Genomic DNA, 23,478 nt, shown 5'->3' with positions numbered 1-23,478 from the left:
CCCGTACATTAGTTATCAAAGGGCGGGCGTATCAGTGCTCGAGTTGAACCGACCGCTGGTCGCACAATCGCAAAGCCCTGACAACCAACAAATAAAGTTGTAAATATTCAATTCGATCGCTATCAAATTGGTTGAAATCAAGTTCTCGTATCTTATAGAAATTCTGACTTAGATTGGCTTCTGGTAAAGGTAGTGTGGGAGGTAGAAATCGTGTCATACTTCGCCAACAATGAGCGATCGCTTGTGTTGCTTCTGAGTGTACTTGGATACTCTTAACTTGCGACACATCTGCACTATCCCATCCACTAGTCCAAGCGGAATGGTGACGACCTGCTGCCATAATCACTGTATAGGCAATACATTGCATTTGTTCGCGATCGGTTGTGAAATATTTGTGTAGCAGTGGAAATAAGGATTTTTTCAGGATTTCTTGTGTTAAATAAGCACTTTCAATTGCGTGATTGGGGCGCTTGTGTTTCTTCTCGTAAGCTTTCAATGCATCCCATTGTTGTTTATCTTCTGGATTGTAGTCAGTATGAGCTAATAGATGTGTTCCTGGATTTCTGCCTTGGAAAGAGGAGTGAGCGATCGCTTGCCATCCCCGCATCACTTGTTGCCATTTTACTTGCAGCTTGCCTAGATCGTGGGTGAAGATAGCAAAAAAGACTAAGGACTCGAAGAGCGCTTCTGCTTCAGATTGCGTTGCTTGAGGAAAAATTTTAGTTTTGATAAACAGTCCACCTGCTGCTAACAGTTCATCGCGAACGCTGACAAAAGTTGTTTCAACAGGCTCTCCATTTTTTAATAGTATGGTGGCAAACGGTTCTCGCCAACACTTCCACATTAATACTAGGTGTCCTACATAAGTATCCATGTGATAGCGGTACTGACTAACTATTTTGGCTTGAGGTTTTTCTGGTGACACAAAGCCGTTACCAAAAACATCAATACCAATAAGCAATCCAATGTCCTCACTGTAGTAGACATAACGAGGATTGACCAATATCCTGATACTGCTAATCAGATCTCCACGGGAAGTAATGACAGTGCTAGTAGGTTGGCTGTAAGTTTCTTTGTCTTCAGGTGGTTTAATGCGCTTAAAAATCCAGTCTGCACCAAATCCTTGATTTTTGAATTCCATCCAGACTTTGCAAAGTGTAGAGATAGGAACTGAAAAGGCTACGAGTTTTTGAGGATCGATTGGTTCTTCATCACCAAATAAAACCAATTGTTCCCAAATAAACACGCTACGATTATCAACTGAACGAATCAAATCTCTTGCAGCAGACTCATCTCCTCTGAAAAAAGCATCTTCAAACCGTTGCTCAAAGTTCATCCGGTTGTTGACTCGGCGTTCTTGTTGAAGTACATCTTCTGCTGAATGAACTTGATTCATCCACTGTTCTTCAGTACGAAATCCTACATTGCTCTTGGCTTGTTTGGATACAGTGTGGGCTTGTAAAACTTGCCATGTCTGTACGCACGTTTCTTTTGGGTAAGGGAGAAAACTTTTTGTTTCGGGTTCTTCTGATTCGGGGTCAAAATCGAGTTCAGCAATTTCAAGATGAGATGGGTTAATTTTTACTGTGGGGTATACAAAAACTTCGCCTGTTTCACCCCAAAATCTTGCACAGCGTCCAGCCCGTTGTAGCAGGGAGTTCATGGGACAAAGTTGTACGTGCATGACTTGGCAGGTAATATTAATACCTGCTTCAATGACTTGAGTGGAAATTAGAACTTGGCAAGTGCGAGCGCTTTGTTTTTGCCAGTTCCGAGCAAATTTCTCTTTTAAAAAGGCTTCTTTTTGAGCGCGATGTAGGGGTAAGAATCGTGAGTGTAACAGCGTGATGTTCAATTCCTCATCAAGAATGAGTTCTTGTAAGTCTTGAAAAAGCCCTTGCGCTTGAGAAACTGTGTTGCAAATGATAATAACTCGTTTGCGGTAGTGGATTTGGATGTCGTTGAGGATAATTTGAGCAGTCAGAGGTTGGGGAATAGCGCAAAAAGTCCGACAGCGATCGCCTTCTATTGCTTGTAAATCTGTATCTTCAACTTGGATGATTTCCATTGTCAATCAGTTCTTCGATCTGGGTTGCTAGTTCGTCTGTTAATGTGGCAGTCATGAGTAAAAATGGTGAAATGCCTTTGACTTGCTGCAACACTTTCAGGACAGTGGTAAAAGAGCGATCCGGATCGAGTAAATGCAGTTCATCAAATACAAGGTAGGAAGCGAAAATAGCTCCTGCATTGACGTTAGCAGAACCACGACCGACAGAGTACGGGATATTTAAGAAGCTGCTCAACATCTGGTCTATAGTGCAGAAAATGATATCGCCTTCAAAGCGGGGGTCTTCTGGGTTTTCTCCTGTTTGCAAGGTAACAACTGGGGAACGGGGTAGGGGATGGGCTTGAGTCCATTGCTTGACTAAATCTTGTGTCCTTTCGCGGAGGCTGTTTGCTAGAGTTCTGAGAGGGACAACGTAAATAAGTTTGTTGGGGAAGTCGTAGTTGAGCGCTTTGGCAAAGAGAAAGGGTGCGATCGCGGTTTCAGTTTTACCCGATCCTGTGGGTGCGCGGAGAAGGATGTTTTGGCGTTGCAAGAGTTTGGCGATGGTTTTTCGTTGGAAGTCTCGTGGGGGGAAGGTAGTTAGGGTTTGGAAGTATTGGTCAATTGTGGAGAAATTCGTTTCGGTTGTCATTATAGCGATGCTTATTACTAATTTTAACTAACATAGCTCACATTACTTAGCTGCAATTCACATTGTTTAAAAATATAATTAACAGCGCCAAATAATTTATCTAGCTCGTAAATAGTGTAAGGAACAATATTTTTAGTAAACAAATTGGCTTCTAAGTTACCAAATTGCCACAAGCTCCCATTAGAAACAATACCAAAAACAGTTATTTGTAATTCATTATTCAGTTTTTGAGCAGCAATCATTTCTGCTAGACATTGCGCCCAGCCTTCTTCAAAGTTATCCTGTTTAGCTTCCACTAAAATGAAATATGGCTTGTCGAATACAACTTTTCCTAAAGGAGATTTTCTAGCTAAGATATATTCGGGAAAGCCTGTTAATTTTTCATCGTATTTCAATGACTGGTGGCTCCATAAAATAAACTGGCTACGATAAGATTTCCACACTTCCTTAAGAACTGGAAAAACGAGATTTTCACAAATCGCAAATTCTGAGTTATCAACTACACCATCTCTCATGGTAGTTTCTAAATCTTCTCGGAAGTAGTCAGAGACAATAAAATCTGTTTGAATAATAAAATTTGCTTCTGCGTACTTAATTTGAAATTGTTGCAAAACTTCTCCTACCGTTTTGTAATTACTGAAAGCCATGTTGACCTCTTAAACAAATAAGATTTATGCTCGTTAGTCTAGTTCTGTAAAAACTGAGATATAATGGCTGTGCGATCGCTTTGGGTTTCGAGAGAGTTGCGATCGCACCTGACACTTACATCAATTCTCTAGAGTTTGTTCTGCTAGTGCTTGAACTAACAACTGCCGAAACTCCTCTAAGGAATTAATGGTAATTGACTGCTTATGAAGTTGCTTGAGTGCAGGATTATCATACAAACCATTTATCATGTCAACGAACTCTGGTGGTACTTCCTTAAACCTGGTTTCCAACACTTCAATGAGATCCGCTCGCTGTGCTTTCAGCATTCCTACCCGTTCTACACTTGTGATGTATGGCATTGTTTCTGCTCCTTCGTAACTCATAATTTCATTATCAAACACTTGTTCTAAATTCTTGGGTAAACCCATCATCCAATCTATAAGTCGGAATAACTGAAGAATGTTGTCTTTAGTGTATCCCAACTCATACAATCGCTTGACCAAACTCAGTTTCCACTGTAATCGTCCTTGCGGGTCTTTTGTCGTTGCTTGGGTTCGCAAGTGTGCCATCACTAGGACAGCAAATGGGTTGCGACTTTCTTCGAGCTCCGTCCAACGTGTTTCGTAGTCTAACAACTTAATAATCGGGAACTGAAGACTAATACGGCATCCCCACAACTCGTAACTGTAGTCTTGAGGTCGCCAGGACATATCCGTGTCTCCCAAGATAGCTAAACTAACTATTGTTTGGTCGTAGCGATCGAATAAGCGATAGTTATACTTGTACATTCGCTTAGGAAAATTGGAGTCTACCTGACTTTGAATTTCTAAGTGCAAGAGTACCCAAGCTTCTGTCCCTTCACGTCTCCACACCTTTACCAGCTTGTCTACGAAAAGCCGACCTGTTTCAGCTTCTCTCACTACCTGCTGCAATTCCTTGTCAAGGAACTCATAACCTCGCTGCCAATCGATTTCTGCGTGTACTTGTGGGAAGAAGAAGGCAATACATGCTTCAAAGTAGAGATCGAGTGCCTCTTTCCAAGGCGAATCATAGTTTGCTTGCTGTTCAGTCACAAATTTTATCTGCTAACTTCGGTTTCTACTGGCATTGTGTCATGGAGTAGTAATAATGAACTAGTAATTTAATTTTGTTTTAAGTGTTAGTGTAGTGTTTGCGACATGAGAATGTGCTTTGCTAAAGAGAAATAGGGTTTGCGATCGTTATGAATTGCCAAAAATAAGCCTTTACCAATGCTATCAATTAATATTTGGTAAAGTGAAAGAGGAAAACATAAGTACTGTAATAAGGGTATAGCTAACCATGGCTGAAGTTAAACCAACTCGTACTGCACGTCGAGGACGAATATTTCCTGAAATTCAGTGGACTGAAGAACAAAAAGCGCAACGCGAGGCTAGACGTGAGAAATTTTACCAACGCTGCAAACCGATATTTGATAAAGTCAAATCAGAATTGATTGAGACTCACTATAACTGGTATATAGCAGTTGAACCGGATAGTGGCGAATATTTCATCGATAAAGATTTGGAAGTAGTGTCATTACAGTGTCGCGAAAAACATCCTAGCAAGATACACTATGCTTTCCGTATCAATGAAACTGGAGTTTGTGGAACCATATGATATCGAGATTTTTTGGTGATCAGGATGCACTCCTTTTTGAAATTAAACATCTTAGCAATTAGACAAAAACTTCGCGATCGCGTTTACTAAAAATTAGCATTTCATTTTCTTGGATAACTGGTTTCGCTACATCAGGTTAGATTGCTAATTGTAAAACAGCTTAGGAGTTTTGGTAAATGTTATTCAGATCTCTTGACTTTCCTGATATTTGCGCCTTGAACTCTTTCAATTTTAACTTTTACGATATCTCCGACTGACAGAGACACTTCTTGCTTATTCACTTCCTCTTTTGAGGGAGATTCTGAACCTTGTATTTCATAAGTAACAATAGTTCTTAATTTGTTTTTTTTGCCTTGGACATATTGTTTTTCTAACTCGATAACTTTTGCTTCTACTATCTGACCTTCTATAAATTTTATAGATGGCTTTATATCTTCTATAACTTGTAAAGGACTTGGTAAAACCCGCCTTTCTTTATATTCATTTTCATTATCACTAAGACGAGGTTGTTGTTTACGCTCAATCTTCATATATCGTGTTTCCTCAAGATATTGTGGAGAAGGGATCTCCTCCCAACTCAGCATTGCTAAAAGCATTTTAATTCTAGGAATTTTAGTAAAATCTTTAAGAGTTTGGTAAAATCCTGCTTTCTGAAGTTGGATAAGCATATATTCTTCAAATTTCTCTTTGTGCTCTGAAGATTGTAAAAGTGTTTCACTTATTGCCCAGCTATTACCTTCAAACAGTTTTTCATAACGATTTATACGGTTACTTAAGTAGAGTCGATGTTTAATTTGTACTGCTCCCATACCTAAAGATTTACCCATACCTAAAGAGAGGCGATAATTAGTATTTTGAGCAATATCAAGTATCCACATCAGAGAACCTAGTTCTACGCTTGTGAGATTTTCAAAATTAACAGTGAATTGAAACTTAACACCTGCTCTGATTGGCTTAATATGAGTCATTTGAGTTTCTGAAGCTTCATCAGGATTAGGATGTTCAATTTCAGGTTCACATCCTTTATGCCAGTAAAGCTTATATCCTCTAATAACAGTTTGTTCACTGGGTTTACTAGCATAATGTTTTAGCTGTTTCTTGTCAGCATTTATTTCTTCTGGTTGCACTAAGTAGTGTTGAAATGTTGTTGGTTTAGGACTAGCAAGAATTTGAGGGATAATTATATTATTTGAATTCCTCTTCCACCACAAATCGTTAGTATCATTTTTACATTCAGCATCACTGATAAAAATACGACCCGCTCGACTAGTTTCTGTTGTTGCAGATTGTTTTTTACCTCTTACAAATCCAAAAATTGCATCAGCTATATCAATGAATGAAGTATTTTGTAAATTAGATGGGATAAAATCATTAGCAGTAGCGGCTTTTGATTTTTCCTCTAAAATATATGGAATACGAAAATAAGGACTTTGACCAAAGAGAGTAATTTCTTTATTTCCTGGCGGCTGACAATAGAAGATAACACGACCATGTTTGAGAACGCCTAAATTTTCATCAAATGGATTATTCTGATAAGGTGATTTAGCTTTCTGAAAATTAGTTAAAGCACTACAGTAATCCTCGACAGTATCGTTACTAATCTTTAACAATTGGGCTTGAGCATCAGGTTCTCTAATTAAACAGTGATATTTACGTTGTAACTTATCAGGATTATTGCTAGACTCAAGCATATTGCCGCTACTGACTAATACTCCTATGTACTCGTATTTTGTACAGTCATTGCTGATATTTTTTGCACATTTGCGACCATTTTTAGTATAGTATAAATTGCCAAAGCTAATATTTTGTCTGTATTGAGGCCTATATTCAGACGACTTCATAGGTATGAAGCCAGTAATTTCACTGCAAACATCTTTTTCTGTTATCCACACAAATGTTTTCTTTTCAATAGGTAATGCTGGACGAACATACCAACCATCTTCTTGTTTTACTAAATACCCAGCTTGAACTTTATCCTTATCCAGATTGTTATCATATACTTTTTTTAAAGGATCGTCTTTATCTGCTGCAACAGCACGAAAGAAAAATCGTTGATAGTCTGATACTTTTTCTATCTTACTAAAGCTGATAATTTCTACTAAGTTTCGTAGCATTCCTCGCAAACTACTACCAGGAATTAGAGGCTTTTTAGTTTTCGGATTGACATAAAAAAATTCTGGATAATCAACTTTCTTTCCTTCTCGTAGTTGTTGTTGAACGAAATCAAACTGTTCTTGTGTCAGTCCACAGCGAATATATACAGGTGAAGAAGTTGTTAAAAGACATTCTATTTTGCCAGTATGTCTCTTTAAAGAGTAGCGGTCATTGCTAAGCAGTTTACCATTATCCTCCTCTGCCATCACTACTAAATCGGGAAGTTCTACAAAGTTATAAGGCGCAATTGCTTTCCGATTTTCTGTAACTTTACGAATATGCTTTTTCATCGTTTACCTTCTTTAGTTCAAGCGACACAAGACGACTAAGAAAAATTTGACCTATACCTGTATATTCATCATAATTAATGTAGTGATTAATAACGAGGTGAACTGGGCGATAGAGCTTTTTCTTTTCCTGATTAAAATAACTACTAATAACAGTTAGAGGAACCGCGTGTTTTAGTCCTTGTGAACCATCAGAAAGCAAAGTAAATCCATCTTTCTCACCATCTTGTCCATTTTTCCCTTTCTCTTTTTGTGTACCCCATAGAATTTGTACTTCTTTAATGTGTTCTACATTAGAGTTATTTTGAACAAGGCGAGATTTCCATCCTCTATCTGTACGCCACAGTAAAATTTCTCCCTGCTCTCCAAATATCCGACACTGTTGTAATGTTTGTAATCGGAGTTTAGGAAAATTAACATCAAAATTAGGTTGATAAAATACTTGTTCAGCAGTTGTTAACTTATTCCTATCAAAGCGTCCCCAGATGACTCCATCTTCAGCATGAGCTAAGAGATAGTTAAGTTTATATTCCTCAGCGCTTTTCTCTAACCAATCAATAAGAGTATTATCATTTTTATGAAAAATATTCTCAGTAGAGATATCTTGACATAATCCTTGAATCATAATTTTATTTCCTTAATAAAATTATTGACAAATGATTCCAACATTTGAGCCTTACTTATTTTCAGATTGTTGCCATCTTGAGAAATTTCCCAAGTTTCTTTGCCTATGTCTGGTGTGTATCGTCTCATTTCTGCTTTGATTCCTTGCAATCTTCCCCTTCCAATACTGCTTTCACCACCTACAGATAAATCACTTGTCCATAAATCTTTAAGTAGTAGCAATAGTAAACCAATTTCTGAATCACTTGGTTGATGTAATTCTAAATATATAGTGATTTGTGTATCTTCATTACCAAAAATAGGTTGTTCATCAAATAATGCACCATGATACGCACCACCAGTGAAGCGGTCAATAGCAATCCTATTTTGTACCAATTCAGTTGTACTTTTAATTATGGATTCATGAACAATTAATCTACTTGATAAAGCTTCTTTACTTTCTTCATCGACCATACCAAAAATGTCATTAATGATTTTTTTATAATTACCAAAAGTATAGACAATTTTTTCTGCTCTATGTCGTAAAACACCTGTTAAACTTGTTGCAGATAAAATTGGTTCTTCCTTATCCTCACGGAGGGATTTTAAATGTACAACATCAGGTACAGGCTTGGTAGAAGCTTGACCGGAGCGAATGAGTAAAGAGCCAAGTAATTTAAAAGTTGCCTCTATCCAAAAGCGACAACGGCGATCTGAACGTAGTGTTATGTTAAAAATTTCTGTAATTTTACCTGCTGCTGGAGGTTGAATATGTTGGCTCCACTCGCGATCTAATGTCAGCCAAGCTAATCTCTCTTTAGCATTCTTCAAGTGAAAATGCCAGATTTGCCATTTTTTGACATGACAACACCCAAAACCGCGTCGTTTTTTCATTCCAATGCCAATTTCATAGTTTTCTAAACCTTGTAGAGCAATGGTTAAAGCTTCTAAGAGTCGATTTTTGTCTTGTTCTTTCTCAATCAACAGTTCAAAACACAAAGGAAATTCTGTTCCTGCTGCAAGTAGCTCCAAATCGTATTTAGCTTTATCTGCTGCTGTCCCTGTTGTAATATCAATTCTGACACCATCTCTTAGTTCTACCTTCGGGACTTCACTACTGATAGCATCATGAATAATCAAAGGACTTTGAGCACCATCTTCATCTTTGCGCCTTCCTCCAAATAGCCCAGTGGCAAGGCTATTAACACCTTCATCCTGACCGTAGCCATGTTCGTACTCATGAACATAGTTTCGCAATGCACCTGCAATGGATGCACCAGTTAGCAAAGCCTTAGAACTTATACTATCGCGTAGTAACATCAAATCTGTTGGCCCGTCTGCATCACCATTTCCCAAGCAAGTGGGTGTATCCATGACTAAAGTACCCTTGATAATAATACGCTCAGTAATATGACGTTGTTGGCGGTTTAAACGCTCATGACTCATCAGATTTCTCCTTAATTGCGTTTTTGGCAATAGCCATGATGAGACGTAAGGTGTATTCCAGTGCTAGTTCATTAGTAAGGCTAGCTGCTTCATCTGCGATCGCCACTGTTTGTAAATTACTGTTTTCGATCCATTCTGTTGGTTGCTCCAACCATCCCTGAATTTTTTCCTTTAACGGTTTACCGCCAATTTTTGTACGCTCATACTGACTTCTAGCATTGGATGGAAGCTGATTCAAGAGGTCATTTAGTGGTTGATGGCTGCACACATCTAACGCTTGTCGTGCTACAATCATGAGTCGAGAAAGTTGGCTGTTAGTCATTTCATTTGGCGCTAACTTCTGAGGTTCAATTTGTGCTAGAAGTAATTGCTCTAATTTTTGTCTTAGTATTCTTTCTCCCATTTGGCGTGCTAAGTTGCGAGACTCTTGAGTTTGCAGTTGAGGTCTTTCTCGTCTACTAGGTAACTTAGGTTCTGGTTTTTTTGCTATAAAGTCAGGTTTGTCAATACGCCAGTTAACTGCTATCCGTCCAAAACCTTCTACTCTTCTTTCTCCAATCCCTTCTGTTTCTAGTTGATGAATTTGCTCTGCACTCACTTGGACATTTTCAAAAATAAATACACTACCAGCTTTAACTGCTGGAACTTGTGGTAGAGGTAAACCCCACTTGCGGTTAAAGCCACCGATAAAAGTGCTATCCATGTAAGCAATTCTTGGTTTACTTAGCGACACTCCCAGCGCTTCAAACAGTAACTGAGTTGGTGGGATTGCTACATATTGTCCGCACTCATCACGCAAAATTAAGTCACTGAGAAGGGTAATTTTGAGGATGTTATTATTGACTCTATTTTCAGGTAATTCCTCAACTTCTATCCAAGATACAGGAGAATCTACTTTAATAATCTGAACGTGACCGTAACCCGCACTTCTAGAACCACCTAACCAAATATCTGAAGGAGTGAGTAATTCTTTGATAAGCTGTTCGTCTGATGGCTCGCACAGGATGACCCCTTGAAAAGTCTGTCCTGTATCTATCGCATCGTAACGAAAGATTTCACCTTCTGATTCTGCGGAACGTCCTTTGCGGCGATCGCGTAAATTATGAATGTTAATTCTACGCTCAACACTGTATAGTCGAAGATATCCGCCTTCTTCAACCCAAAAATATTCTCCTACTGCTTTTGGTGACTCCAGTTCATCATCACTTGGTTTAGCCACGCTAAAATCGTAAATTTTTATCCCTTCACTTTCACTCAGTTCTGCACCTTTGTCTTTTCTCCAAGAAAGTGATATGGGAAACGTTCGTTTTCCTTGTTGACTACATAAGTAAGCATTCAAGTAACGGGTTGTACCATCAAAAAATAAACGTCTGATGGTTTGATGGGTAACAATATCAGTATTATGTAGTCCATTACGGTCAAGATAACGACCTATCAAAACACCCCGAATCATACTCCCTGGTATGTAAGAATATGAGACATCGCTGTTTGGATCTCCTTGAAATGAAGTTGCTAAGATAGGTTGTTTAGTTTTGAATATAAAAGTGATTGCTTTCATTTTTTGCCAAAACGATGTAAAAAATTACCTGTAATTTCTGTGTCTGTTGTATCAAATAAGCGACATTGTACATAACCTCGTCCTCGGTTTCTACCACTTCCCACTCGTCGTAAAGCTAAACCACCAACAGATAATAGTGTCAAAGCATCATCATCAGGTTGTACCTCAAAACTTAAATGTGCAGTAAATTCCAGTTCGCGCAGAATTACGCGAGAAGACCGCAAACTTTTCTTATCTGGTGTTCCTGTTTTAGGGTCGATAGCTGTTTGACGGCGCATAGTTGTTAGAGATTCAAGAATATCAACTCTGTTTAAGTTATTGTCCCTTCGCTTCATTTGATGCGCTACTACTTGACGTAAATCTTCTGGTAAGCAAGCATCCCCAACGTGCATTTGAGCAATTGTATTGAGAGTACTTCCTGGATTACCAAATAAACGGGATGCAACCAGTTCCCAATGCTGGCGAATGTCATCAGGTAATAATACTGCTATCAAATTATCGCATTCCTCACTCAGCAAACCTTTTAAAGTCCGTCCTCGCAAATAGGGAAACCCATAGTTATCGTGTTCGACTTCTTGGTCAACTAAACCTGCTACCCCATCCCCACGTCCAAAGGTAGTATCGCTTAATAGTTTAATTTTCAGTTTGTAAACAATCACTTGATTCTCCCTTGTTCAAAGGAAAATAAAATTCCATTGCTTCAATTGCATCAAAATAACCACAACGCTGTTCTACCCAACCTGTTGTTTGCACAGTATCAGATGCTTCTCTTATTGCAGGTAGCTTATGTTCGCAACAAGCTGTCAAAAACTGTTTTGTTGCATCTTGTCCTTCGCGTAATTTTTCGCGGAGAGCAATTACCTTGTTACGACGACCTTTCCATTCTTTATCTTGATTAAATGCTTGCATAATACTAGTAAAATTTGACCAAGTTCGCCATTGATTTTCCTCCTCTTGAATAAGTATAGGACGAATTATTAAATCTCCTTCATTAACTTTATACTCCCTCTGACGAATATCACCTATTGAACCAAACAAACCACTAGCAGCAATATGCCAATCTATTGCAGAAAATTCCTGACTCCATTGCTTATTTTGTTCTTTAACAAATTTCTTAGCAGTGCCACATAAAGCTTCACTCAAAGCATAAGCTCTGGCAAAGGGATAATGAGATTTGACAATACATACTCCTGCACAACTATACAAAGTTTTGCCATCAGCCACGTGCTGTTTTTCTAGTTCTTTTAAATATATTTGTGCTAATTCTAGTCCCAGCCTACCATCGCAGACAAAAGTCACATCATCTCCACCATAAATCAATGGACGAAATGGTAAATATTTTTTACCATCTTTATCACTAAAGATGAGAAATTTACTCATTACCTTATGTTCATTATCAATCGAAGCAATGATAGATTTAATCACTGCTTCTATGGCTTTCTCTCCAGCATTATTTACAGAGATCGAAAGGCTTCGCATTGCCGTTATGTAACCTCGATTCGGGTCATTAGAATTTTGAGCCATACCCTTGATGCCAAATTCTTTAAAGCGTTTACCCATACTGTTACCATCAGCATGAACTACTGCATAAAAACTTGTATCGTTTATGGAACGACCTAGATGATCCATCCGATAAGCAAAGTCATATACTTTGCCATTAAAACAATCTTGAAACTTTTCCCTCAGTCTCTTAATAGCTAATTTTGCTGCTATCAGCTTTGCTTCAGTTTCTCTAGATATCAAATATATATCTTGTTCATCAGCACCAATATATTTATCACTTAGTCCCACTGCTGCTAGTTGAGTGGAGTTACAGCTTGCTGTTACGCTTACACCAAGTAAAGGTACTGAGGATACTTTTGCTCTTTTTAGCTGTTCTAATTCGTTATCAATTAACTTTTGAACAATAGAAAATAAACATTCATCCCAGGTAAATTCTTTATGAGCAGCAACCAGATTAATTCCTGGGGCGTGTGTTAATATATGCCAACTCAGCTTTTTGGTACATAGCTTGGCTATTTCCATCGAACTAAATAGGACTAGTGCATTTCCACCGCCTATATAGATTATTTCAGCATTTAAACCACTACTAATTATTGGTTCATATTGTTTCTGTTTAGGTATTCCTAATTCTTCCTCTAATATATTCTGAACCCAATCACCAGTTGCTTGGGCTACTAAATAGGAAGCACCAATATTTTCTTGTAGACGATTACTATTGAAAATATATGGTTGAATTCCTGTTGTATCAAGTACAGTTACCACATACTTATTCATGCTTTAGCCTCTTGATTATTCCTGTCAATCCAGTCGGCGATGTTATCAGCCAGATTATTTATATCATTTAGACCAAAAACTTCTATTTTACGGTCATCTATGGCAAACCTCATGTCATCCTTTATCCATTCCGGTCTATCAAAATAGCATACTAAAGCAACTCGTGCTTCGTCTCCTCCTAATTGTCTAGCACGTAAGTGCGCTTCAAATAGCTTTTGTTTACATAGTTTCTTACTACTACTCGTTGTGCAAGAAATAGCAAATAGCTGATAATTTTTGATAAAAGCAACATCAAATTCAAATCTTTCTCGCCAACTAGCTTGAGCATCTTGAATATGAAATGACATCATACTTTCTTTAATGCTAAATTCATGTTCAATTTCTTTCACCTGCTGCAAAACATGACTTTCCAACCAAGTGCCATCTAACCATTCACAAACTTGAGTTAAGCTATCAAATCCTTTTTTCTGGGTAATCTCAAGACGAATTTCGTTAGCAGATGCATCTAACTCAGAACGCAGGATACTTTTGAGATTAGGAGATAAACTATCTGTACTGATACCTTTGACCTGTTTCAGTTCTTCCTCATTTTTCCAAAATTCTCTATTTTTAGTCAAAGGATAGAGTTTTTTTTCACACCAACTTCTCCATTCTTTTGACAAATCTTCATCTTGATACAAGCTAGCAAACTTTGCTGCTACATTTGGCAGGCATGGTTGAAGTCGAGGTGGTTTTCTTTCCAACCAGTAATTATTGTTATGTAGTTTAAAAAGTTCTTTTAGCTCTAGCTCAAGTGGTACATCACATTGAATTGGTTGATTTCCTTCTCTGTCAATAAACATTTTTAGGTGTCGTGAGTCAAGATAGCTAAAGACTGCATCTGGTTTTAGTTCCTGAATAGCCTTATAAGCATGAACTGCCATTGCTTTTGTTCCACCTGTATAGTTCAAGCCAGTATTGCCGCTGGATAAAGATTTAATTTGTGTCCGAATTCTGTCACGGATATGATAAGCATTTGATTCGTAGTTGGCTAAGTCAATTTCTTTAATTTTGATACCATAGCGGCGTAATCCATCTACACCTAATAAACAGCTTTTCTGGCTTTTGGTTTGGTTGGTGAATACTAAATAAACTGTTCCACTATCTTTGAGTAACGTTCTAGCTGCCACATAGTTAGGTAGCGGATTTTCACCTACAAGTAAAAACAGATGATCGACTTTATATTTATCTAAGACAGGTGCATTCATAACTTAGTTTCTTTAACTTATCCCTTACTCAATCTCACTAACAACTGCGCCAAGGCTTGCACCATTGGACGACTAGAAAGATCCTCTCCCCGTCTGAGTTGATGAATGCTACCCGTTAGGATTGGAGATTCGTTCCCAATCTTATCCTCGCTGCCTTCGTAGTCGCTATAAAGGTTAGCAATTATACACAAATTTAAATTTCGACAAAATTCTTCCCATTTCGGAACCTCGTCTTTACCTTTATCTCCCGCTAAAATAACGGCGTGAGTTGCTTCCCTCATAATCAATCGGTTCTCGTCAGTCATTTTGCCACCCACATCAATGACGTTGATAGGTATGCACTTCTTACCCAACCAGCCGCTTTCTGAGCAAACTCTAAGGTGAACTTAGCTTTGTACTCTTCCTTAAGTCGTCTTGCTAATTCTGGATCTCTTCTTGCTGCTTGGTGAAAACCAAGCGCCTTCTCCATCGGGACAGGCTGTAATTACATAAGGATAGGGTGCGCTTGCAATACTACAAATCGCCTGCTTCAACCCTTCCCGCAAACAGGATTTTCCCGATTGTGGAGGACCGCAAAGCACAACTTTAACAATCGGCTTCTCTTTTTGAGTTTCATCAGTTTCAATTAATTCACCAACCTTATACGCCGGAGTATGGGAAATAGCTACGATAAACGTCTTGTAACCTTTTCTGCCAATCTTGGGATCGAAAATAGCGATCGCACTATACAGATGAGATATTTTATGAGCTATCAAATAACCCACAGCTAACGATGCTGAACCATCTACTTTCAGCAACCGTCCTCCCTTGAATTCCTCAGCAGCAATCATTTCATCCAAACGTGCTGCTGCATCTCGGACAATTTGGTCGCCATTAGCTGGTGTACCAAATTTGACTCTTAAAACATCACCCTCTAACTTGATATGGTAAGTACTCATTGATTCAGCAGTGGTAGAAACATCAACACCCAGACCCTAAATTTAAATTAATCAATCAAGTCTCCTAACTTATACGCTGGATTGTGTGTGATACAAATCACATATTTCCCTAATTTGGGGTCAAAGCAACCAACAGCCCCGTAAAGGTGAGCGACTTTATGTGCGATCGCAAATGCTACTGGTATAGAAGCAGGTCCATTAACCTTAAGTAAAGAACCTCCTGTAAGTTCGCCTGAGTCAATCATTTCTTCGAGACGGGCGGTAGTATCTTGCACAATCCGGTCATTCTGGGCGGCTTCTCCAAAATTGATTCGCAAAATCTCGTCTTTCAGTTCCATCTTGTAAGTTGTCATTTCATTAACCTCTGAACTCATGGGTCTATCATACTCCCTACTGGAAAAGGCTCCTTCCAGAAAAGAGACAACTTACACTTGATACTTAGGGGTTGCAAAATTCCTGACTTCTCCAAAGAAATCGAGGATCTTACTCCCTTTAGGCTCTAAAATTCCACTCACTTTGTAGGGTGGGCACTGCCCACCAACGGCGAATGGTGGGCAGTGCCCACCCTACCTGTAATGGTAGTCTTCTGGCACCGAAGGGAGTAAGAGCACGCCCAGGGAGTAATCAATTCATATATCTCTCACAGAATTAAAGTTTCTATCCTTGCTTGTACTTCTTCGATTAAATCCCGTTCCACTTTTTCTACAAACAAGACTTTTCTGGCTTTCCAATCTAAAGATTTTACTTGGTCGGTTAAAATGACTCCTTTAGTTTTCATACCATCCATCAGTCCCACCTCAAAACTCAGCCCTTTCTTTTGAGAAGTGATGGGACAAACCAAAACCATAGAAGACATTTTGTTGTATTTAAAGGGAGACAAAACTAAAACAGGGCGATAGCCTTGCTGCTCGCGCCCTTGACGTTCTAATTCAGAATTCAGTGTCTTGGCAATTTCTTCAAAAGACATACCAGCATTTTTCAAGGTAAATGCCCGTTTGATTAAATCCGCCGTAATTTCGACTAATCCAAATTCTAATTTAACGATATCACCTCGATCTGGAATATACGAACTGCTCACCAAATCTCATTCCCCACAGCGCTTCCAGTATCAATTTCAGGATGAAAGTTATCTGGTGTCATGCCTTCTAGAAGTTGGTCAAGTGTATATTTTTTTCTCTTTTGAGGCGTAATCACAATGCTATCACCTGAAATACTGATACTCACATGAGTACCTTCCTCAACTTGTATTCGATCGGCTACTGCTTTAGGAATGCGAATGGCTAAGCTATTTCCCCATCTAGATATAACTGTGCTCATACAATACCTTAAAATTGTTTTCCTTAGAAAATTACAAATCTAAATACATCAAATAAATAGATTTATGTAATTACTCCCTTCCTGCTAGAAAATTACTTAAACACGTAGGGTGGATCTACCAAAGCGCGAATGGTAGGCAATGCCCACCCTACAAAGATCGGTAATTTCAGAGCGGAAAAGAAGTAACTCTAGTCTAGTATATACATTGTAGATACTTTTGGTATAGACTTTGATACTAAATTCGTGCCTTCCCTGGAAAACTCTGCTTCCAACTAGCTTTATCCTAGAGAAAGTTAGATCCACAGGAATTTGACTAGTGTCCGAACAAGTTTTTCAAGATCTCCCTTCTGTAGAACTATTACAGTGGTTGGCACGAGGTTCGCTCAAACAAAACCTGTTGCGTGCGATACGTTTGTGGGTGTGGTTGCGATCGCTATACGGAAACACTCAAAAGCGTTTGGTTTTAAATGGCTCTTTCACCTATGCACAATGGCGGGATGCATTCTTCACTCGCACGCACCCCAAAGGAGATGTTATCCCCAAACTGCATGACTCTCTTTGTCCGTGTTCCAAAACGACAGAAGAGTGGTTATTTAGCGAAAAAACTAGCATGACTGCTCGCGAGTGGAAGGGATTGATGCTTGCTCACACTGGTATGGATTTATCTCACCTGGAACAACAGCTACAACAGCGCTTGTTCGGTGTCACTCGTCGTTCTCTCCAAGGCGATTTGCAAACTCTTGCCGACCTTGGCTGGCTGCAATACAAAGCCCAAAAATATCATCGCGTGCGGGAATTTCCACCACGTCCCTTAAGTTCTCAAGATGAAACCACACCTACCCAACTCAGTGCTTATGAATTAAACTTTCTACAGGAAGACTTGGTTGCGATAAGCCGGGTACGGCTTGCGCCAAAGGCGATCGCAGAAACTCATGCCCAAAAAATCAATGGCGTGCAACGTTTTTTTCTACAACTCGATTATGTCATTCCCCGTAGCACCATTGATGTAGTAGAGGATTGGCAGCACAAGTTAAAACAACTTTGGGCAAAAACTCCCGTACCACCCGTTAAACTCGGTTACAAGAGTGCTAGATTGGGAAACACTGTGGATTGCATCGTTTACCCAGTCTGCATTTACTACGTCCAAAGAGCAGTTTATCTGTGTGCTTACGGTCAAAGTCCAGAACGAAAAACGGACTGGTACAATTTTCGCCTCGATCGCATTTACAAGATGACTGCCTTAGAATGGTCATCAGCTCTTCCCTCAAATTTACAAAAGTGCGATCGACAAGCATCTTTACCCCACCCAGATGACATTGCTATAGAAATGTCCAAAGCGTGGGGTTTTGATTTCTATTTGCCCTCCCAACTGATGCTGTTACGATTTGACCGAAATTTTCACGATCGCTATATTCAAAATACCTTCCGACACGAAACTTTTGAGGCAATTAGCTATAAGCAAGCAAAGAATCTGATACAGCAAAATACAAAATCACCAGAACAACAGACATTACTCAAAATTTTAGAAAATCGTTCTGACAAAGATGCTTACTATCGCCTCTATTACCGACATGGCGATAATAACGTCAGTATGCGTATACGAGCATGGCGACCAAAAGCTGAAGTTATTATGCCTTGGGAATTACGAAAAAATATAGCAGATGATGTTGCTACAGAATTTAACCTTTACCACAATAAATAAAACCATGAAATTAACACAACGATTTGAATCAGCATTAATCTACGCCACTCGCCTTCACGCCAATCAAACTCGTAAAGTGGGCGGAACTCCTTATATCGCTCACTTACTCAGTGTAACGGCATTGGTACTAGAAGCAGGAGGAAGTGAAGACGAAGCGATCGCAGCTTTGTTGCACGATAGTATAGAAGACCAGGGAGGAAAAGCAATCCGCGAACACATCCTCCAGAGTTTTGGCGCAACAGTTGTAGAAATTATTGATGGCTGTACGGAGTGGGATACACCACCCAAACCCCCATGGCAAGAGAGAAAAAATCGGTATTTAGAAAAACTCCGCTATGCTTCTCCCTCTGTCCGACTCGTCTCCATAGCTGACAAACTACACAATGCTAGATCCTTGCTGGCTGATTGGCAAAAATTTGGAGATGCAATCTGGTCTGAATTCAATGGCGGTAAAGAAAAAACTTTGTGGTTCTACCAATCCTTAGTACAGGTGTATAAAGAAACAGGTTCTAACTGGATGATAGAAGAACTCGAACGAGTTGTTGAAAAACTCTAACAAGTAGATAGGGAAGACAGCCCACCAAGAGCGAATGGTTGGCATTACCCACTCTATATGCCGGAGTCAAATTTTAGAGCGGGTAAGGAGTAGTTACCACAAATAAATCTTAAAAGTTAATTTTTTTAATGCGTAACAAAAAGATCCGGTGTTGATGTATAATTATAGAAATTCCCCCAAAGAGCTAACGACTCCTCGGGGGAAAAGTAATTATATAATTCTTTTACTGAGTTCTATGGTAGCAACATCAGTCGAATTTTGCCAGCTCCCCCTACAAAAAAATATTTCCTCTTGCCTGTCCCAAATCCAAGAAGCAACATTGGCGCTCTTGGAAGCCGCGTCAGAACTGTCTCTCATCCAAAAGAGCATTGGCAAGATAGAATTTACGCGAGAACTCAAACAATACCAGCAAAACCCCAAAGATATCAAAGAATATTTAGATCTGGTACAAAAATACTCTGAGTGCGACCTAGAAGAAATCTCAGCACTGGGTATCCTCTCCCTTAGAAAACTAGCCTACCCCTCCAATACTCCTGTTAGGGAGGCTCTTGAATCTCTTCCAGAGGTTACCCCAAGTCAAGTAGACGACTTGACCAAAACTCTTGGCAAGAAACAAAGGAAACCCAAGCAACTCAAGGACAATATCTGGGGTGAAGGTGGCATATTCTTCAATACGGGAGATATCTACGACCATCCTGAAGCTGGTGTTGCCTTGGAGCGAATGGTAGCAAGTGAAGGTAAAACACCCCAAACCATTACAGCCCAATCTATAGAACTGCGGCAAGAAGTTGTTCGAGTTTTGGAAACACAGGCTTCTATGACTGACATTGCTCTCCAGGCTTCTGTTGTAGAGGAAGATGATTCATCTCTTAGTATCACCCTAGACTCGACGCTCCCCAAAATCAATTTTCAGGGACGGGAGTTTATATTATTAGATGCAACAAAAAAATGCGTTCTAGAAATTAATCAACCCATCCCCATCTCTATTCAACCGTCAATAGCTTCTCTTGAAAGTCTCGAACGTCAAAGAACTCTACAGAACATCACTCAGTACCAAGCTTATCTCTCTATGGAACAATCTCCCCTCAGAACTCCTCTTAGCGAGCTCTCTTCAATAGAACTTAAAGCAGTTGAAGTGCTACTAGAAGCAGCCATCGGTCAAGCTGATTGGAACCAAATTCAAGATGCGATAAGCTGGGTACAGCTTGCGCTTCGCGAACGCCAAAATAGAACCCGATCGCAAAGGTAAGGTGTGGTTTGCCCTATCAAAAGAACAACGCACCAAAGCGCTACTTGCATTCCCACCACACCATATTCTCCTAACTCAAGCGGTTAAAAAGAATCTCATCTACGATTTTCAAGAAGACAAATCGGGTAGGGCAATCCATCTGAGAATCCGCAATACAGTACCGGGAATGTTTGATGAATTAATATCTATTGAAAATTTAGAGTCCTTTTTAAGTACCCTTTCTTCAACAGAAAAGACTATAGAAATCATAAATGACTTGTGAAAATTTTTAAATACTGTAGGGTGGGCAATGCCCACCAAAAGTTTTAGTGGTGGGCATTGCCCACCCTACTACGTATATTTCAAAAATCAAATATGATTCTGATATAACTAAGTATGAATTTTAATGACCCTATCAACAAACTATTTCATCAATGGCAGCATTTACTTGTATCTTTTGAAGTTAAGCCCGAGCTTACTCATGTGACATTTACTCAAATAGTCACGGCTTACTCTAGTCCCAACCGCTATTATCATACGCTAGAACACATAGAATATGTTCTCAATATAATAGAAAGTTTACAAGATAAAATTCAGGATTTGGAGGCTGTTCAACTTGCTGCTTGGTTTCATGACTTTGTGTACGATCCTCAAAGAAATGATAATGAAGAAAAAAGTTCTGAATATGCAAGCGTTCTGCTTACATCTTTAGAGTTTTCCTCAAGAATTATTGCTACCGTAAGCCATTTTATTTTGAGTACTAAATCTCATCAAACTACACCAGATAATTGTGATTGTCAGGTTCTTCTAGATGCAGATCTGGCAATCTTAGGCAGTTCCCCTGTTGAATACGGTAATTATGCTATGGCGATTCATCAAGAGTATGCTTGGTTATCAGAAGCCGAGTATTTTGTAGGAAGAAAGCGGGTTTTGCAGAGATTGTTGCAACGCGATCGCATTTACTATACAGAACCAATGTTTCAAGCTTTTGAATTATCTGCTCGTTCTAATATTTTGCAGGAAATACAACAGATAAATACAGGACTTACGCAAAGGTAGTCAAAATACTTGGCGAATAAAATTCGCAGCTATACAAACGAAGTCCTTTTTGTGCGGACTCATTATAGCCAGCCTTCCGCAGGCTTTGTTTGTGTGGTTCCAACGCCTGTAGGGGCGCAAGGCTTTGCGTCCCTACACCTGGTGTACTTTGTGATAATGGCAAACCGCTATATATTATCCAGAACATTTCACAGCTTCTATTATGCTTAAAGGTGAAGGAGTGGAAATAATTTTGTTCAGTTGGAACCCAGCAGCTTGCAGCAATACTTGATATTCTGATTCTGTTCGTTCGCGTCCGCCCGTCATCACTAACATATTTATGTCAAGTAACTTCCCAAAAAATGGTTCATTTCCAAGAGGAATGATTGTCTCAAATAATAAAAGCTTACTGTTTTCCGGCATTACTCGATAACAATTTTTAAGAATTGCGATCGCTTTTTCATCATCCCAGTCGTGAATGATAAACTTCATCAAATAAGCATCGCCACCACTCGGAACTGACTCAAAGAAGTTACCTGACACAGCTGTACAACGGTTGCCAACATCGCTATTCGCTTGCAAACGAGGTTTGACGTTTTCGATGGTTGTTGGTGTATCAAAAAGAATTCCCTTAAGTTCTGGATACGCTTTCAGAATAGTTGTTAATAGACTGCCCTGACCACCACCAACGTCCACCACTAAGCTCAACTCTGAAAAGTCATAACTTGCCATAATAGCCTCTATTTGAGATCCTGTCATATTGGTCATTGCTTGTTCAAAAACCTTACCATTTTCAGGATTCTTGACGTAATAATCCCAAACATTCATCCCAACCAGATTGTCGAAAGCAACCTCACCAGTTTTGATACTATGTAGCAAATTCCCCCACGCTCGATAATGCTCTTGTCCCAGTTGAATCATGGCAAAAAAACGTAAAGAACCAGGACAATCGGTACATAAGGTTTCACCTAAGCGCGTTAAACCAAACCGATGATTTTCATCTTCAGTAAAAATCCCCACACTTGTAAGAGCGCGTAGTAATCGATATAAAGATGGTGCATGGGTATTGGTCATTTCAGCTAATTCTCCTGCTGTTCTGGGTTGTTCTTGCAAGTAATCAGCAATACCCAGTTTTACAGCAGCGTAAATTGTCTGTGACACCCAAAAGCTGGAAATCATCTCCAACATACTAGTGCTTGCAGAAACTTCCGGGTTGTTGTTCGTTTGTGCTTGACTCATAAATTCAAAAATTTTTAAATATATTTATCTAAATCTAGTTATAATCCACACTGCACTGGTTTCAAAATCAAATCTATTAACGCATCAATAAATCGTTCGCTCTCTATAGGAAGAATATTCTTACCGTGCATTGTCTCCTGAATCATGACAAATTGGGTCAACGAACCAACAAGAAGCATCGCTGTTGCTTCCGTATCAGCTATCTTCAGTTCTGGATAAGTCGCTAGGTATTGACTTACAATGTCGATCGCAGGCTTTATGAGACTTCCAACACAAAACTGAGCGAGTTCGGGGAAACGCCCGGACTCTCCAATCAAAACTCGATGAAAAGCACGATACTCTTCATCATCAAGCATCTCTTTCAATGCTTTTAATGCCAATCGACGCAAGACGACTTTAGGATTTCCTTTTAGAGAGACTGTTCCAAACACTGAGTGAAATCGTTCTCGAGCTAATTTTTCTATCAGCGCTTTAAATAATCCCTCTTTATCTTGAAAATGACTGTAAACGGTTGCCTTGGAAACACCAGCACTCGATGCAACCCTATCCATACTAGTCCCAGCATAGCCACGAGTTAAAAACTCTTGCATTGCACCTTGTAAAATTTGTTCGACCTTATCTGCTGAACTATCTCGTTCGACTTCAGTTATTCTTGCTTTTACCATATTTTTATAGTCCTGATTGGGGAGTTATACAATGTATGCACAAGTCTGAAATAGCTTATAAATCGAGGTTTTCGTGTTGTTTTTATCCCACCATAACCCTCCCCAATCCATTGGGGAGGGAACTAGAAATCCGATCTCCTGCTTTGGCAAGGGGGGATTGAGGGGGTAAATTCAACTAACAGCATTATGTTTACTTTTTTGCAATATATCTTAGGCTAACAATTTCAAAATAGTAATA

The 23,478-nt window shown here is 39.3% G+C and carries 24 protein-coding genes; 6 read left to right on the top strand and 18 right to left on the bottom strand.

From position 1 onward, the window contains the following. Positions 1–31 precede the first annotated feature (31 nt). From cas3 to ACKTT2_RS20635, 4 genes are all read right to left on the bottom strand, one after another. Entirely contained in the window at positions 32–2,068 is a 2,037-nt protein-coding gene (gene cas3 / locus ACKTT2_RS20650; RefSeq protein WP_407890320.1) for a CRISPR-associated helicase Cas3', read from the bottom strand. Next, entirely contained in the window at positions 2,049–2,699 is a 651-nt protein-coding gene (locus tag ACKTT2_RS20645) for a DEAD/DEAH box helicase (protein WP_407890319.1), read from the bottom strand. Before ACKTT2_RS20645 ends, cas3 begins: the two co-directional genes overlap by 20 nt. A gap of 23 nt (positions 2,700–2,722) precedes the next feature. Then, positions 2,723–3,346, bottom strand: a complete 624-nt coding sequence (locus tag ACKTT2_RS20640; protein ID WP_407890318.1) for a hypothetical protein — start codon at positions 3,344–3,346, stop codon at positions 2,723–2,725. 120 nt (positions 3,347–3,466) lie between these two features. Then, positions 3,467–4,420, bottom strand: a complete 954-nt coding sequence (locus ACKTT2_RS20635) for an RpnC/YadD family protein (RefSeq protein WP_407890317.1) — start codon at positions 4,418–4,420, stop codon at positions 3,467–3,469. Positions 4,421–4,667: 247 nt separating this feature from the next. Between ACKTT2_RS20635 and ACKTT2_RS20630 the strand changes: the two genes are divergently transcribed. Then, positions 4,668–4,985 carry a hypothetical protein gene (locus ACKTT2_RS20630; RefSeq protein ID WP_407890316.1) on the top strand — a complete coding sequence of 106 codons (318 nt, stop codon included), beginning with the start codon at positions 4,668–4,670 and terminating at the stop codon, positions 4,983–4,985. 179 nt (positions 4,986–5,164) lie between these two features. Here the strand turns inward: ACKTT2_RS20630 and ACKTT2_RS20625 are convergent, their stop codons facing one another. The 12 genes from ACKTT2_RS20625 to ACKTT2_RS20570 form a co-directional block, all read right to left on the bottom strand. Further along, complete coding sequence (locus tag ACKTT2_RS20625) at positions 5,165–7,429, bottom strand: TIGR03986 family type III CRISPR-associated RAMP protein (RefSeq protein ID WP_407890315.1); 2,265 nt, start codon at positions 7,427–7,429, stop codon at positions 5,165–5,167. Beyond that, positions 7,410–8,051, bottom strand: coding sequence for a type III-D CRISPR-associated protein Csx19 (gene csx19 / locus ACKTT2_RS20620; protein WP_407890314.1), 642 nt, complete (start codon positions 8,049–8,051; stop codon positions 7,410–7,412). The genes ACKTT2_RS20625 and csx19 overlap by 20 nt, the downstream gene beginning before the upstream one ends. After that, positions 8,048–9,475, bottom strand: coding sequence for an RAMP superfamily CRISPR-associated protein (locus ACKTT2_RS20615; protein ID WP_407890313.1), 1,428 nt, complete (start codon positions 9,473–9,475; stop codon positions 8,048–8,050). Before ACKTT2_RS20615 ends, csx19 begins: the two co-directional genes overlap by 4 nt. Next, positions 9,465–11,033: an RAMP superfamily CRISPR-associated protein gene (locus ACKTT2_RS20610; protein ID WP_407890312.1), complete on the bottom strand. Its 1,569-nt coding sequence runs from the start codon at positions 11,031–11,033 to the stop codon at positions 9,465–9,467. The genes ACKTT2_RS20615 and ACKTT2_RS20610 overlap by 11 nt, the downstream gene beginning before the upstream one ends. Then, positions 11,030–11,692 carry an RAMP superfamily CRISPR-associated protein gene (locus ACKTT2_RS20605; protein ID WP_407890311.1) on the bottom strand — a complete coding sequence of 221 codons (663 nt, stop codon included), beginning with the start codon at positions 11,690–11,692 and terminating at the stop codon, positions 11,030–11,032. Before ACKTT2_RS20605 ends, ACKTT2_RS20610 begins: the two co-directional genes overlap by 4 nt. After that, positions 11,667–13,310: a Cas10/Cmr2 second palm domain-containing protein gene (locus ACKTT2_RS20600; protein ID WP_407890310.1), complete on the bottom strand. Its 1,644-nt coding sequence runs from the start codon at positions 13,308–13,310 to the stop codon at positions 11,667–11,669. The genes ACKTT2_RS20605 and ACKTT2_RS20600 overlap by 26 nt, the downstream gene beginning before the upstream one ends. Continuing rightward, on the bottom strand, positions 13,307–14,557 hold the full coding sequence (locus ACKTT2_RS20595) for a Card1-like endonuclease domain-containing protein (RefSeq protein ID WP_407890309.1): 1,251 nt from the start codon (positions 14,555–14,557) through the stop codon (positions 13,307–13,309). Before ACKTT2_RS20595 ends, ACKTT2_RS20600 begins: the two co-directional genes overlap by 4 nt. Positions 14,558–14,574: 17 nt before the next feature. Next, positions 14,575–14,862, bottom strand: a complete 288-nt coding sequence (locus tag ACKTT2_RS20590; RefSeq protein ID WP_407890308.1) for a hypothetical protein — start codon at positions 14,860–14,862, stop codon at positions 14,575–14,577. 99 nt (positions 14,863–14,961) lie between these two features. After that, complete coding sequence (locus ACKTT2_RS20585; protein WP_407890307.1) at positions 14,962–15,495, bottom strand: hypothetical protein; 534 nt, start codon at positions 15,493–15,495, stop codon at positions 14,962–14,964. A 47-nt stretch (positions 15,496–15,542) separates the two neighbouring features. Continuing rightward, positions 15,543–15,848 carry a CRISPR-associated protein Csx3 gene (locus ACKTT2_RS20580; protein ID WP_407890306.1) on the bottom strand — a complete coding sequence of 102 codons (306 nt, stop codon included), beginning with the start codon at positions 15,846–15,848 and terminating at the stop codon, positions 15,543–15,545. 287 nt (positions 15,849–16,135) lie between these two features. Next, on the bottom strand, positions 16,136–16,573 hold the full coding sequence (locus tag ACKTT2_RS20575) for a type II toxin-antitoxin system PemK/MazF family toxin (protein WP_407890305.1): 438 nt from the start codon (positions 16,571–16,573) through the stop codon (positions 16,136–16,138). Beyond that, complete coding sequence (locus tag ACKTT2_RS20570; protein ID WP_407890304.1) at positions 16,570–16,812, bottom strand: AbrB/MazE/SpoVT family DNA-binding domain-containing protein; 243 nt, start codon at positions 16,810–16,812, stop codon at positions 16,570–16,572. Before ACKTT2_RS20570 ends, ACKTT2_RS20575 begins: the two co-directional genes overlap by 4 nt. A gap of 316 nt (positions 16,813–17,128) precedes the next feature. On the opposite strand from ACKTT2_RS20570, the gene ACKTT2_RS20565 reads away from it, so the two are divergent. The 5 genes from ACKTT2_RS20565 to ACKTT2_RS20545 all read left to right on the top strand — a co-directional run bounded on the left by ACKTT2_RS20565 (position 17,129) and on the right by ACKTT2_RS20545 (position 21,357). Then, positions 17,129–18,514, top strand: a complete 1,386-nt coding sequence (locus ACKTT2_RS20565) for a TIGR03985 family CRISPR-associated protein (RefSeq protein WP_407890302.1) — start codon at positions 17,129–17,131, stop codon at positions 18,512–18,514. Positions 18,515–18,518: 4 nt separating this feature from the next. After that, complete coding sequence (locus tag ACKTT2_RS20560; RefSeq protein ID WP_407890300.1) at positions 18,519–19,070, top strand: HD domain-containing protein; 552 nt, start codon at positions 18,519–18,521, stop codon at positions 19,068–19,070. A 235-nt stretch (positions 19,071–19,305) separates the two neighbouring features. Continuing rightward, positions 19,306–20,319, top strand: a complete 1,014-nt coding sequence (locus ACKTT2_RS20555) for an Alr2735 family protein (protein WP_407890298.1) — start codon at positions 19,306–19,308, stop codon at positions 20,317–20,319. Continuing rightward, positions 20,276–20,581, top strand: a complete 306-nt coding sequence (locus ACKTT2_RS20550; RefSeq protein WP_407890296.1) for a hypothetical protein — start codon at positions 20,276–20,278, stop codon at positions 20,579–20,581. Before ACKTT2_RS20555 ends, ACKTT2_RS20550 begins: the two co-directional genes overlap by 44 nt. A gap of 113 nt (positions 20,582–20,694) precedes the next feature. Then, positions 20,695–21,357 carry an HD domain-containing protein gene (locus ACKTT2_RS20545; protein WP_407890294.1) on the top strand — a complete coding sequence of 221 codons (663 nt, stop codon included), beginning with the start codon at positions 20,695–20,697 and terminating at the stop codon, positions 21,355–21,357. Between the two features lie 174 nt (positions 21,358–21,531). Here the strand turns inward: ACKTT2_RS20545 and ACKTT2_RS20540 are convergent, their stop codons facing one another. Both ACKTT2_RS20540 and ACKTT2_RS20535 read right to left on the bottom strand, forming a co-directional pair. Next, positions 21,532–22,575, bottom strand: coding sequence for a methyltransferase (locus tag ACKTT2_RS20540; RefSeq protein ID WP_407890292.1), 1,044 nt, complete (start codon positions 22,573–22,575; stop codon positions 21,532–21,534). A 38-nt stretch (positions 22,576–22,613) separates the two neighbouring features. Next, positions 22,614–23,240: a TetR/AcrR family transcriptional regulator gene (locus ACKTT2_RS20535; RefSeq protein ID WP_407890290.1), complete on the bottom strand. Its 627-nt coding sequence runs from the start codon at positions 23,238–23,240 to the stop codon at positions 22,614–22,616. Positions 23,241–23,478 lie beyond the last annotated feature (238 nt).

Source organism: Scytonema hankhaensis NUACC26, from assembly GCF_045865695.1.
GTDB lineage: Bacteria > Cyanobacteriota > Cyanobacteriia > Cyanobacteriales > Nostocaceae > Scytonema.
This window is presented reverse-complemented; position numbering and strand designations above follow the sequence as displayed.